Source organism: Streptomyces sp. NBC_01244, from assembly GCF_035987325.1.
Lineage (GTDB): Bacteria > Actinomycetota > Actinomycetes > Streptomycetales > Streptomycetaceae > Streptomyces.
The window spans coordinates 8,400,691-8,413,205 of sequence record NZ_CP108488.1 but is presented as its reverse complement, the minus strand read 5'-3'; the positions used below and the strand labels follow the sequence as shown (position 1 = coordinate 8,413,205).

At 73.6% G+C, this 12,515-nt stretch carries 11 protein-coding genes; 4 read left to right on the top strand and 7 right to left on the bottom strand.

Translation table 11 applies throughout. The features are described 5' to 3' along the window. Nucleotides 1-123: 123 nt before the first annotated feature. The 5 genes from OG247_RS37425 to OG247_RS37405 form a co-directional block, all read right to left on the bottom strand. Nucleotides 124-1,554, bottom strand: coding sequence for a dihydrolipoyl dehydrogenase family protein (locus OG247_RS37425; RefSeq protein ID WP_327256414.1), 1,431 nt, complete (start codon nucleotides 1,552-1,554; stop codon nucleotides 124-126). Between the two features lie 39 nt (nucleotides 1,555-1,593). Then, nucleotides 1,594-2,001: a thioredoxin family protein gene (locus OG247_RS37420; RefSeq protein ID WP_327256413.1), complete on the bottom strand. Its 408-nt coding sequence runs from the start codon at nucleotides 1,999-2,001 to the stop codon at nucleotides 1,594-1,596. Between the two features lie 363 nt (nucleotides 2,002-2,364). Next, nucleotides 2,365-3,804 (bottom strand): aldehyde dehydrogenase family protein, encoded by a 1,440-nt coding sequence (locus OG247_RS37415; RefSeq protein ID WP_327256412.1) that lies wholly within the window; start codon nucleotides 3,802-3,804, stop codon nucleotides 2,365-2,367. A gap of 154 nt (nucleotides 3,805-3,958) precedes the next feature. Next, entirely contained in the window at nucleotides 3,959-5,158 is a 1,200-nt protein-coding gene (locus OG247_RS37410; RefSeq protein ID WP_327256411.1) for a thiolase family protein, read from the bottom strand. A 270-nt stretch (nucleotides 5,159-5,428) separates the two neighbouring features. After that, the gene (locus OG247_RS37405; RefSeq protein WP_327256410.1) at nucleotides 5,429-6,466 is read right to left on the bottom strand and encodes a LacI family DNA-binding transcriptional regulator; all 1,038 of its coding nucleotides are present in this window, start codon (nucleotides 6,464-6,466) and stop codon (nucleotides 5,429-5,431) included. Nucleotides 6,467-6,761: 295 nt separating this feature from the next. Between OG247_RS37405 and OG247_RS37400 the strand changes: the two genes are divergently transcribed. Together OG247_RS37400 and OG247_RS37395 are read left to right on the top strand one after the other, a co-directional pair. Continuing rightward, entirely contained in the window at nucleotides 6,762-8,006 is a 1,245-nt protein-coding gene (locus OG247_RS37400; RefSeq protein WP_327256409.1) for an MFS transporter, read from the top strand. 107 nt (nucleotides 8,007-8,113) lie between these two features. After that, a complete protein-coding gene (locus OG247_RS37395; RefSeq protein WP_327256408.1) occupies nucleotides 8,114-8,809 on the top strand; it encodes an alpha/beta fold hydrolase in 696 nt (231 codons plus the stop codon). A gap of 122 nt (nucleotides 8,810-8,931) precedes the next feature. Here OG247_RS37395 and OG247_RS37390 read toward each other — a convergent pair whose 3' ends face one another. Next, nucleotides 8,932-9,339, bottom strand: a complete 408-nt coding sequence (locus tag OG247_RS37390; protein WP_327256407.1) for a RidA family protein — start codon at nucleotides 9,337-9,339, stop codon at nucleotides 8,932-8,934. Nucleotides 9,340-9,414: 75 nt separating this feature from the next. On the opposite strand from OG247_RS37390, the gene OG247_RS37385 reads away from it, so the two are divergent. Together OG247_RS37385 and OG247_RS37380 are read left to right on the top strand one after the other, a co-directional pair. Continuing rightward, nucleotides 9,415-10,047 (top strand): TetR/AcrR family transcriptional regulator, encoded by a 633-nt coding sequence (locus tag OG247_RS37385; protein ID WP_327256406.1) that lies wholly within the window; start codon nucleotides 9,415-9,417, stop codon nucleotides 10,045-10,047. Between the two features lie 30 nt (nucleotides 10,048-10,077). Further along, entirely contained in the window at nucleotides 10,078-10,539 is a 462-nt protein-coding gene (locus OG247_RS37380) for a type II toxin-antitoxin system PemK/MazF family toxin (RefSeq protein WP_327256405.1), read from the top strand. A gap of 50 nt (nucleotides 10,540-10,589) precedes the next feature. Here OG247_RS37380 and OG247_RS37375 read toward each other — a convergent pair whose 3' ends face one another. Then, the gene (locus OG247_RS37375; protein ID WP_327256404.1) at nucleotides 10,590-12,470 is read right to left on the bottom strand and encodes a hypothetical protein; all 1,881 of its coding nucleotides are present in this window, start codon (nucleotides 12,468-12,470) and stop codon (nucleotides 10,590-10,592) included. Nucleotides 12,471-12,515: the final 45 nt, after the last annotated feature.

Sequence of the window (12,515 nt, the reverse complement as noted above, 5' to 3'; positions counted from 1 at the left end):
GCCGGCCGGCGCCACACGACGAGGAGCGATAGTTGATCCAGGCCTTGAGCACCAGCGTGGGTGCAGTGATCAGCGTTCCCGCGAGGCCCCACTCAGCACCTCCATTTGTACTTAGCGGCGGTACTACCCCCTGTACTCCTCCAGCAGCCGCAGCCAGATCTCGCTGATCGTCGGGAACGCCGGTACCGCGTGCCACAGCCGCTCGATCGGCACCTCGCCCGCGACCGCGATGGTCGCCGCGTGCAAGAGCTCGGCCGCGCTCGGGCCGACGAAGGTGACGCCGAGCAGGATCTCGCGGTCCAGGTCCACCACCATGCGGGCCCGGCCCCGGTAGCCGTCGGCGTACAGGCCCGCTCCGGAGACCTTGCCGAGGTCGTAGTCCACGGCCCGGACCCGGTGGCCGGCGCGCTCCGCCTCCGCGAGGGTCAGGCCCACCGATGCGGCCTCCGGGTCGGTGAACACGGCCTGCGGGAGGGCCTCGGTATCGGCGGTCGCCGCGTGTGCGCCCCAACGGCCGGTGTCGAGCGACTGGTTGCCCGCCGCCCGGGCGGCGATGACGGCGCCCGCGATACGGGCCTGGTACTTCCCCTGATGGGTGAGCAGTGCCCGGTGGTTCACGTCACCGACCGCGTACAGCCAGTCGATCCCCGGGACCCGGCAGCTGTCGTCGACCGCGATCCACCCGCCCGGGGTGAGCCCGACGGTGTCCAGCCCGATGTCCTCGGTGCGCGGGGAGCGTCCCGTCGCCACCAGCAGTTCGTCGCCCTCCAGCGTCTCGCCGCCTGCGAGCACCACGGTGACGGGCCCGGTCGAGCCGTCCCGTACGACGGACTCGACGGCCACTCCCGTACGGACCGCCGCGCCCGCCTCCCGGAGCGCGTCGGCGACCAGTTCCCCGGCGAAGGGCTCCATGCGGGGCAGCAGCCCGGAGCCCCGTACGAGCAGGGTCACCTCGGAGCCGAGGGCCTGCCAGGCCGTGGCCATCTCCGCGGCCACCACCGACCCGCCGACGATCAGCAGCCGGCCCGGCGCCACCTGCGCCGACGTGGCCTCGCGGCTGGTCCACGGGCGGGCGCCCTCGATGCCCGGCAGGTCCGGGATCACGGCCCGGGTGCCGGTCGCGACGACGACCGCGTGCCGGGCGGAGAGCACGTGGTGCTCCCCCTCCGGGCTGGTGACGGCGACCTTGCGGACTCCGTACAGCCGCCCGTGGCCCCGGTACACGTGCGCGCCGACCGACTCCAGCCAGCCGATCTGGCCGTCGTCCTTCCAGCTGCCGGTCCAGTAGTCCCGGTGCGCGAACACCGCTTGCGCGTCCAGTGGACCGGCCACGGACCCCGCGAGGCCGGGCACCCGGCGGGCGTCGGCCCGGGCCAGCACCGGGCGCAGCAGCGCCTTGCTGGGGATGCAGGCCCAGTACGAGCACTCGCCGCCGACCAGCTCGCTCTCGACCAGCGCCGTGCTCAGCCCGGCGGCGCGGGTCCGGTCCACGACGTTCTCGCCGGCCGGCCCCCCGCCGAGGACCACTACGTCGTACTCCACCGCTTCGCTCATCGGGCCAGTCTCACCGCACGACGCGGGCCCGTCACGTAATCAGGCGCCCGGCGTGCCGGGCTCCTCGGCCGCGGCGCCCGCGGCTCCGCCCTGCTCTGCGGCGATCTTCGTCCGTACCTCGTCCATGTCCAGGGCCCGGGCCTGGGTGATGAGGTCCGTCAGCGCCGCCTCGGGCAGCGCGCCGGGCTGCGAGAAGATCGCGACCTGGTCCCGGACGATCATGAGGGTCGGGATCGAGCTGATCTGGAAGGCGGCCGCGAGCTCCTGCTGCGCCTCGGTGTCCACCTTGGCGAAGAGCAGGTCCGGATTGGCTTCGGAGGCCTTCTCGTAGACCGGTGCGAACTGCAGGCAGGGACGGCACCAGCCCGCCCAGAAGTCGATCAGGACGAACGCGTTCTCGCTCACCGTCCGGTCGAAGTTCTCCTTGGTGAGTTCGACAGTAGCCACGGTATTCCAGACCTCCAGAGTGCTGTACTGCTTGTTTTCCCTGAACGAACGACCGGCTCGAAGCATTCCAGGCCGATCCCGCCGACTCGGTGCGACGACCCGTGCGCGGCCTCCTTACGGAGGTCCGGCCGGGCGAATTCGTCCCGATCCGCACCATCTACCCGATTCTGCCGCGCACAATGGGCCCGTAACCCACACCGTTCCCGCGCGCGGCCTACGAGCAGGCCCTGGCGGCTCCGGTCCGGCTCCCCGGGCGCGGCCGCCTCGGCATGTGCGACGACGGCAGCTCCGGCGACCGCAGCTCGGACGACGACAGCTCGGACGACGCGAACGCCGCGGCCTTCGGGGAGACCCCTCGGCCGTCTAGAACGGATGCCCGCCCGGGGTGGCGCGGAGCGTCGTCCAGCGCAGCTCCGTGAAGGCGTCGAGGTTTGCCTCCCCGCCGAAGCGGGCGCCGGTGCCGGACGCGCCGACACCGCCGAAGGGGGCCACCGCCTCGTCGTTCACCGTCTGGTCGTTGACGTGCGCGATCCCGACCGGGATCCGCCCCGCCAGGTCCAGCCCGCGCGCCGCGTCACCGGTCACGATCCCGAGGGAGAGCCCGTAGGGTCCGGCGGAGGCCAGCTCCACGGCCTCGTCCTCCGTCGCGAAGGACCGTACGGGGGCCACCGGACCGAAGACCTCCTCCGCGTAGGCGGGGCTGTCGTCGCCCGCGCCCGCCAGCACCGTGGGCCGGTAGAAGAGGTCCTGGTGGGCACCGCCCGTGACGAGTTTGGCGCCCTGTGCGGCGCTGGCTTCCACCAGGCCGTGGACCCGGTCCAGCTGGGACCGGTCGATGAGCGGCCCCAGGTGCACCCGCTCGCGGTACGGGTCCCCGACCGCGAGCTGATCCGCGCGCGCGGCGAGCCGCTCCACGTACTCGTCGTAGAGCGAGGCGTGCACGAGGTGCCGGCCGGCCGTCATGCAGATCTGCCCCTGGTGGAAGAAGGAGCCCCAGGAGGCCTGCGCGACGGCCGCCTCCACATCGGCGTCGCGGAGCACGACGAGCGCCGAGTTCCCGCCCAACTCCAGGTGGGCGCGCTTGAGGTGACGGCCCGCCAGTTCGCCGACGATCCGGCCGCTGGCGGTGGATCCGGTGAACGAGACCACCCTGACCAGGGGATCGGTGACCACCGCCGCGCCCGTCTCGGCGCCGCCGGGCAGGACGTGCAGCAGTCCACCCGGCAGGCCGGCCGCCGCGAAGACGGCGGCGAGTGCGAGCCCGCCGCTGACCGCGGTACGGCGGTCCGGCTTGAGGAGCACCGCGTTGCCGAGGGCGAGCGCGGGCGCGACCGAGCGGATCGAGAGGATCAGCGGAGCGTTGAAGGGCGCCACCACCCCCACGACACCGACCGGTTCGCGGCGGGTGAAGGACAGCCGCGGGGCCTCACTCGGCAGCACCTGCCCGGCCGGGCGCGAGGCCAGGGCCGCGGCCTCGTAGCACTCCTGCGCGGCGACGTGCAGCTCGAAGTCGGCCTTGCCGGGGATGGATCCGGACTCCCGGACCAGCCAGTCCCGCAGTTCCTCCGCGTGGGCGGAGAACAGGTCACCGGCCCGGCGCAGCACGGCGGCCCGCTCCAGGTGGGTGGCCCGCGCCCAGTCCCGCTGGGCCGCGTGGGCCCGTACGGCGACCTCCGCGACGTCGGCCGGGGCGGCCAGGTCGATGGTCGCGAGGGTCTGGCCGGTGGCGGGTTCGACGACCGCGGCGGTACCTCCGGTGAGGGTGGGTCCGTCCTGCCAGAGCGTCGGATCGAGGAGCGGCATGGCGCAGGGCCTCCGGGTGCGGGGAGCGTGGCGGGGGGTGGCGGCAGCACGCGCCATCGTGCCACCCCACCGCACCGGAGGCATCAATTCTCTTCAGTCGCAGAGCGGTTGGCGCCCGACTATGACCGGAAACGATCGACCGGCCGGTGTCGGGTCAGCGCTCCAGCACGAGGGCGATGCCCTGCCCCACACCGATGCAGAGGGCCGCGATCCCGGTTCCGGATCCGGCCGCCGCGAGCTGGTGCGCCACCGAACCCGCCAGGCGGGCGCCCGAAGCGCCGAGCGGGTGCCCGATCGCGATGGCCCCGCCACGCGGGTTGACCACGGCCGGATCCAGCTCGGGCCAGGCGGCGAGGCATCCCAACGCCTGGGCGGCGAAAGCCTCGTTGAGTTCGAAGGCGGCCAGGTCGGCGAAGCCGCGGCCCGCCTTGGCGAGCGCGCGCTCGACTGCCTCCACCGGCCCCAGGCCGAAGAGCTGGGGCTCGATCCCGGTGACGGCCGACGCGCTGATCCGGGCCAGCGGCTCCCGCCCGGTGGCGGCGAGGCCCTCCTCGTCCGTCAACAGCAGCGCGGCGGCTCCGTCGTTGAGCGGCGAGGCGTTGCCCGCCGTGACCGTACCGGTGCCGTCGCTCCGGAAGGCGGGCTTCAGGCGCGCGAGCGCCTCCGGGCCGGAACCCTCACGGATGCACTCGTCGCGCGGCAGATCCACACCCGCGTACGGGACCACCTCCGCGTCGTACTGTCCGGCGGCCCAGGCGGCCGCGGCCTTGCGGTGGCTCTCCAGCGCGAAGGCGTCCTGCGCCTCGCGGGTGATGCCGTGCTTGTCGGCGACGAGCTCGGCGCCCTCGCCGAGCGAACCGGCCCACTCCGCGGGCATGCGGGGGTTGGTCATCCGCCAGCCGAGCGTGGTGGACCACATCTGCTGGTGCCCGGCGGGGAAGGAGCGCTCCGGCTTCTGCACCACCCAGGGGGCCCGGCTCATGGACTCGACGCCCCCGGCGATGGCGACGGAGGCGTCGCCGAGCGCGATGGCGCGGGCCGCCTGGACGACGGCTTCGAGTCCGGAACCACAGAGGCGGTTGACGGTGACCCCCGGAACGGTCACGGGGAGCCCGGCGAGCAGCACCGCCATGCGGGCCACATCGCGGTTGTCCTCGCCCGCGCCGTTGGCGTCTCCGAAGACGACGTCGTCGATGCGGGCCGGGTCCAGTGCGGGCGTACGGTCCACGAGCGCGCGCACCACGTGGGCGGCCAGGTCGTCGGGGCGGACACCGGCGAGGGCACCGCCGAACTTCCCGATCGGGGTGCGGACGGCGTCGACGACGTAGACGTCGCGGACGGTACGGATGCTCATGGAGTCCCTCCGAGGCGAGCGGGAGACGGCGCGGCACACCGACACCACTGTCCGGCCCGGCGCACGCTCCGCCCGCGCCCGGTGGGGCGCGCCCGAAGTCTCCGTCCCCCCGACCCCGCTGTCAACGGCCCCCGGCCCTCACCGGGGCCCCGACCTGCGCCTGCCGTACTTCTGACCCGGCGGGCGGCCTGGGCGCAACCCCGGGCCGTCACCCGCGACGAGCCGGCGGCCGGGGTCCGATCCAAAGCCCGCCCGGAGCGGAGCGACAGCTCACGTCGAGTCCCGCGGCACCGCCACCGCAGCCATCAGGTCGTGTCTGCGCACCGCCGCCGAGGGCTCCCGTACCGCCTCGTCGACCAGCGCCGCCAGCCGCTCCCCCGTCGGCATCTCCATCTGCACCGTGCTGAGCCTCGGCCGCAGCAGCCGCCCGATCAGCAGGTCGTCGGCGCCCATGACGGCGACGTCCTCCGGCACCCGCAGCCCCACGTCCTGGAAGGCCCGCATCAGCAGCATCGCGTACTCGTCGTTGTACGCGAACGCCGCGTCCAGCCCCAGCGACGCCCACCGCTCCGCCAGCTCCGCCGCCGACTCCTCGGAGTAGGCCATCCGCAGGGCCACGATCTCCGCGTCCGCCACGGACCGCGCGCCCTCCAGCCGGGGCGTCGAGAACAGCCCCAGCCCCTCCTCCTCCGGCACGACCACGCCGATCCGGCGCCGGCCCCGCCCCACCAGGTGCTCCGCCGCTCGCGCGCCGACCTCCGCCTGGTCCATGACCAGCGCGTGCGCCCCGGGTACGGCCTCCGGCCCCATCGTCAGGACCGCGCGCGCCCCGGCCCGCTTGAGCGTGGCCACGTTGTGCGGGGACAGGGTGATCTCCCCGAGGGAGAGCACCGCGACCGGCCGCAGTTCGGCCCAGGCCCGCGCGGCCTCGTCACCGGTGAGGCCGAGGCTGCCGTACTGGACCACCGTGTAGTCGAGGCTGCGCAGGGCCCACTGCAACTCGTTGAGGAAGGTGCTGTAGAGCGGGCCGATCGGCACGTGCGAGGTGGGCAGCAGCACGATGCGCGTGTGCCCGGCGCGCAGACTGCGGGCGGCCGCGTGGGGGACGTAGCCGAGCTCCTCCGCGGCCTCGCGCACCTTGCGGCGGGTCGGCTCGCTGATGCGTACGGCCTCCGCGTTGTTCAGGACGTACGAGACCGTCGCGCGCGACACTCCGGCGAGACGGGCCACGTCCGCGCTGGTCGGGACGGGCGCCGGCGACGGGGACGGCGGCGTGGGGGGCTTCGGCGGCTTCGATGACTGAGACATTGCCGTGGCATCTTTCCAGACCGTTTGTGCCCAGGGGCTAGCGGATGGCCGGAAACCAATGCTACACAGTGGTTACACGATTCACTGACACGTGTAACCAGGACGTCACCCCGGCTTCACAAGGGTGTCTCCGCACGTGCCGGTGCCGTGTCCAGCCGTGCCGCCGCCCTGCCGCGTTCCGTCGCACCCCCGCCGTCGTGACAGGGCGGCGCGCACTCCTCCCCACACCCCTCAGCGCACCCCTCCGTACCCCTCCGTACCCCTCGCCCCTTACCCAACTGCCCAGGAGGGCACCGTGGCCCTTTCCTCCCCCGGCACCGGCACCGCCACCACCACCACCGACGCCCCCGCCTCCCCGCGAGGCCTGCTCCCCTTGCTGCTCGTCGGCAACGGGGCCATGTACGCCCTCTACATCGGCGTCGCCGGCGTACTCCTCGCCCTCCAGGTCGAGGACATCGACGCGGCGAACAAGGTCGCCAACTTCGGCCTGATCGCAGGGGTCTCGGCGATCTTCGCAACGGTCTTCAACCCGGTCGCGGGCGCCCTGTCCGACCGCAGCGGACGGCGCAACCCCTGGATCCTGGGCGGTGGACTCGCCGCGATACCGGCGATGTTCCTGCTCGGCGCCGCGGACACGATCCTGCTCATCACCATCGCCTGGTGCCTCGGCCAGGCCGTGATGAACGTCTACCAGGCCGCCATCACCTCCGTGGTCCCCGACCGGGTGCCCATGAGCGCCCGCGGCAAGGCCTCCGCCGCCGTCGGCCTCGGCCTGCCGCTGGGCTCCACCATCGGCGCCCTGATCGGCGCGGCCTTCTCGGACGACTACCGCACCGGATACCTGATCTTCGGCGCGATCGTCGCCGGCGCCGCCGTCCTGTTCACCACCTGCACCCGCGAGGAACGGCGCCCCGCCAAGCCCTCCATGCCGGTCAAGGCGCAGCTGGCCGCCTTCGCGAGCGCCCTCAAGGACCACGACTTCCGCTGGGCGTTCATCGGGCGGGCCCTGCTGGTCCTCGGCTACTTCGCGGTGAGCGGCTACCAGCTGTACATCCTCCAGGACCACACCGTGCTGCCCGAGGGCATGAAGCCGGAGGCGGCGGTCGCCATCATGATGCCGCTGACGAGCGTGGCGATGGTCGTCTCCACCGTGCTGGGCGGCTGGCTCTCGGACAAGTACGACCGCCGCAAGCTCTTCGTCGGTGCCTCGGCCCTGCTGTCCGCCGTCGCGCTGGTGATCCCGGCCCTGTCGACCAGCTGGACGGCCATGCTGGCCTTCGCCGTGATCAACGGCCTCGCGTTCGGCTGCTACATGGCCGTGGACACCGCGCTGGTGACGATGGTGCTCCCCAAGGCGGAGGACGCCGCCCGCGACATGGGCGTGCTCAACATCGCCAACGCCGGCCCGCAGATCGTCGCCCCCTTCATCGCCTCGGTGATCGTGTCCCTGAGCGGCGGCTACACGGCCCTGTTCATCGCGGCCGCCGCCCTGGCGGTGGCCGGCGCCCTGGCGGTCAAGCCGATCCGCAGCGTCCGCTAGACGGGGCAGGCGGCCCCGCCTCAACCCCCTCAACCCGAGCACACTCCCGCACCCACCACCCACCACCCACCACCCATCCCCATCCCCTGACGCTGAAAGGCATCACCGTGCAGCTCCACACCCGCACCTGGGGCGAAGGCGACCGCATCGCCCTCCTGATCCACGGGATCATGGCCGACCACCGGACCTGGCGCCGGGTCGGACCCGCCCTCGCCGAGCGCGGCTACCGCGCCATCGCCGTGGACCTGCGCGGCCACGGCGCCAGCGGCCGGGGCGAGTACAGCCCGGAGGCCTTCGCCGACGACGTGGTCGAAACGCTCCCGGCCGGCGCCGAGCTCGCCATCGGCCACTCCCTCGGCGGCCTGACCCTCTCCAAGGCCGTCGACCGCCTGAAGCCGAAGCGCGCCGTGTTCTCGGACCCGGCCTGGCACCTGGCGGAGCTCGGCGAGGGCTTCGGCCCCGAGATGTTCGCCCAGTTCAAGTCCGCTCCCAAGGAACAGATCCAGGCGATGAACCCGCGCTGGGAGGAGGCCGACGTGGACGTCGAACTGGCCACCCTGGCCGTCTGGGACGAGGCCACCGCCCTGAGCCTGACCCCGCTGATGGGAACGGACCTGCTGCCGGCCGCGCCGGTGGTCCCGTCCCTCGTACAGTTGGCGGACCCGAGCTTCCTGATCTCGCCGGAGCGCGCGGAGGTCCTCAAGGAGCGCGGCTTCGAGGTCCGCTCGGTCACCGGCGCCGGCCACACCATCCACCGCGACGACTTCGACGGTTTCATGGCATCGCTGGAGGGCTGGCTCTGAGGACCGCCCCGCCCTCCCGGCAGAACTCCCCGTTCAGCCGGGAGGGCGGGACAGTCGATCGCGGCGGAGCGACCACTGCCCCGGAAATCGACCGTCGCCCGCGAATCGACCGTCACCCCGCGTCAGTCGAGAACGGCCGTGGCTTCCACCTCGACGAGAAGATCGGGCTCCCCCAGCGCCGCGACGCCCAGCAGCGTGATCGGCTTGACGGGGTCGATGCCCAGCTTGGCCGCCGCCCGGCTCACGCCCTCCCCCAGCAGCGGCATCTTCTCGGGGCTCCAGTCGACGACGTAGACGGTCAGCTTCGCCACGTCGTCGAAGGATCCGCCGATCTCGGCCAGGGCGGTGGCGATGTTGAGATAACACTGCTCGACCTGAGCGGCGAAGTCCCCCTCGCCGACACGCCGCCCCTCGGCATCGCGCGCGACCTGACCTGCGAGGAACACCAGCTTCGACCCGGTGGCGATCGACAGCTGACGATATACGTCGGGTTTCGGCAACCCGTTGGGATTGACCAGCGTCACGGCCATGGAAACTCCTTCTCATCAGGGCGCACACTCCGGCGCACCTCTCCAAACCATAGCGCTGCTATGTATTCTGGGACCATGGCGCGAACCAAAGACCCGGCGATCCGCTCCCTCCTGATCGAGCGGGCCGCGATGATGCTGCGCACCCGCGAGCCCGTCACCCTCCGGTCGCTCGTGACCGGAACCGGCGTATCGACGATGGCCGTCTACACCTACTTCGGAGGCATGGACGGCCTGTGGACGGCCATGCGCCAGGAGGGCTTCAAGCGCCTGGCGGCCAGGCTCGACGCCGTGCCGCTGTCCACGGATCCGGTACGGGACCTGGCCGCGCTCGGAGCCGCTTACGTGAGCAACGCCCTGGCCGCCCCCGACCTCTACCGGATCATGTTCGACGCCGGTTTCGAGCTCGAGGACGCCAAGGCCGCGGACGAGACCCTGCACTGCCTGGTCAACGCCGTCGAACGCGCCAAGACGGCCGGCCGCTTCCACGCCGACATCGACCCCCTGACCCTGGCGACGCAGAGCTGGGTGATCGGCCACGGACTCGCGTCCCTGGTCGCGACGGGCCCGCTGCCGCACCCAGTCCTCACCCAGGGCGTGCACATGCTGACCGCACTGTTCACGAGCTCCGGCGACGCTGCCGACAGCTGCCGCCGCTCCGTCGAACTCGGCTGGCAGACATCACCCGTCCCGCCCAAGGACGGCCCGTAGCCGCCGAGCCGAGAAGGTAACCTCGCCCGAATGACGGCACTTTCACACCACAGCAACGGTCACGCCGAGCAGCCCGGCCGCGACGGGCACACCGCGACCGCCGAGGCCGATCCGCATGCCATCGGGCCGGTGCAGACCTCGTACGCCCCCGATCGCGACGGGGATCCCGATCCCGGCGAGATCGTGTGGACCTGGGTTCCCTTCGAGGAGAACGACGGGCGCGGCAAGGACCGACCGGTGCTGGTCGTGGCCCGCGAGGAGAGCGGCACGCTCCTGGCCGTGCAGCTGTCCAGCAAGCGGCACGACCACGACCGGGAGTGGGTCCCCATCGGGACCGGGCCGTGGGACAGCGCGGGCCGGGAGTCCTGGGTGGACGTGGACCGGGTGCTGCGCGTACACGAGGACGGCATGCGACGCGAGGCCTGCGCCCTGGACCGGGGCCGGTTCCAGCTCGTCGTGGACCGGCTGCGCGAGCGGTACGGCTGGCGCTAGCCCTCTGGCCCTCTACCCCCTAGCCCGCCGGGGCGGCCGAAGGCGCGCCCTCATGGTGTGACGGCAGGCAGCGGCAGCCGTTCCGCCAGCAGGGTCAGCCCCCTCCGCAGGCGGCGGAAGTACGTGGCACGGCTGAGGTGCACCTCGCGGGCGGCCTGGGGGTGGGTACGGGGCCGGCCGCTCAGGTAGTAGGCGCGCAGGATGGCCCCCGCCTCGGCGTCGGCGGGGGCGTCGGCCAGCGCCAGTTCCAGTACGGCGTTGTCCAGCCAGTCGCGCAGTGCGTGCGCGGTGGACAGGCCCGGGCGGGCCAGCAGCGGGCTGCGGGCCAGCGCGCGCGGGTCGCGGATGCGGGCCAGCGCCCAGGCAACGGCGTCCGGGGCGTCCGCTTCCGGCCGGCCCGCAGGGCGCCCGCCGGGGGCGAGGGTACGCATCCAGGCGGGGAGCCCGGCGGGAGCGAAGTCGTGGCTGTAGACCTCGGGCCGCCTCCCGCAGCGATAGACGTCGTCGCGGATGCCGCCGTGCGGGCGGAAGCTCAGCGTGCGCAGCAGCGTCTGGTAGTCGGGGCTGGCCGTGGACACCACCAAGTGCCCGGCGAGCACCGCCTGGCCCAGGATGTGCCGCAGGACCTGCGCGTGGGCGACCGGGTCCGCCGCGTACGCGGCTCCGAGGAACAGCCCCCCGCCGGGGTGGTCACTGGAGCCGTCCAGGAGGCCGTCGGCATGCTGCTGGAGGAGGGGTTCGATGCCGGCCTGCGTGCCCTGCGCGACGGGCAGCAGCGCCGCCAGTCCCACGGGCCGGCCGTCCCGGTCCCGGGCCAGCCGGAAGGCGGCGGGGCCAGCCGCGTCCAGCCACCGGCCGGTGATCCGCTCGCAGCGCCGTACGTCGAACCCTCCGCGCACCGCCCACTCGCGCATCAGCCGGCCGATGTCCTCGGTCTCCCCGGCGCCGGCGGGTCCGATCACCGCGGATTCCTCGGCGGGCGGGAACAGCGAGCCGCGCAGGGTCGGGTCGCCGGACAGGAACAGGCCCTGTTCCACCAGCCGGGCCCGCTCCTGCGGGTCGCGGCGTTCGGTCAGCAGGGCCCGCCGGTAGTCGGCGGCGCGGGCGCGGAGCCCTTCGTGCTGCTCCGGGCGCCGCCACTGGTAGGCGAGTTCGAACAGGGTGCGGAAGGGTTCACGGACCGCCAGCCCGAGCCGCTCCCTGCGGACGAGGCTCAGCCCGGCCAGCGCCGAGAACAGTTCCGGGCCGCCGCTCAGCAGCCGCTCGTCCCCCGCCCGTACGGTCGCCAGCAGGCGCAGCGCGTGCCGCCAGCGCCCACTCCCGGTGGCGGCCGCCGGGCGTTCGCGGTCGAGCCGGAGCAGCACCTCCTCGGCCATCGCGTCGGCGACGGCCCCGGGGGCGTCGGCCGGCGTGCCCGCGAGCAGCGTCCGGGCGGCCAGCTGCGCCAGCAGCGGGTTCCCGCCGGCCAGCCGGACCGCCAGCGCCACCGCCTCGGGGTCTTCGAGGCCGCTCGCGCGGATCTGGGTCTCGACGGCCCGCGCCGGTGCGGGTCCGAGGGTCAGCGTGGTCAGGGGCCGGTCCGCCCAGCCGTCCACGGCCCGCAGGGGGCGCCGGCCGGCCAGCAGCACCGGCCTGCGGGGTCCGCCCGTCCCGGCACGGGGTTCTTCGAGGGCGGCGGCGACGGCTTCGGCCTGCCCGGGCCCGTCCACGCTGTCGACCAGCAGCAGTCCCCCGCCGGGCCCGGCCGCCAGCGCGGCGCGGACCCGGGAGGCCGCCTCCCCGGTCCGTAGCCCGGACAGGTCGACGGCGTCCGCGACGGGCAGCCGCCGGGCCAGCCGGGACTTGCCGCTGCCGAGCCCCCCGCCGAGATGGACGGGCGTTCCGGCTTCCAGGGCGGCCCGCAGCGCCGCGAGCTCCTCGGTTCTCTCCACGCTCCCGGGACGATACCGACCCGGCGTCCTGCCTGGTCAGCAGGC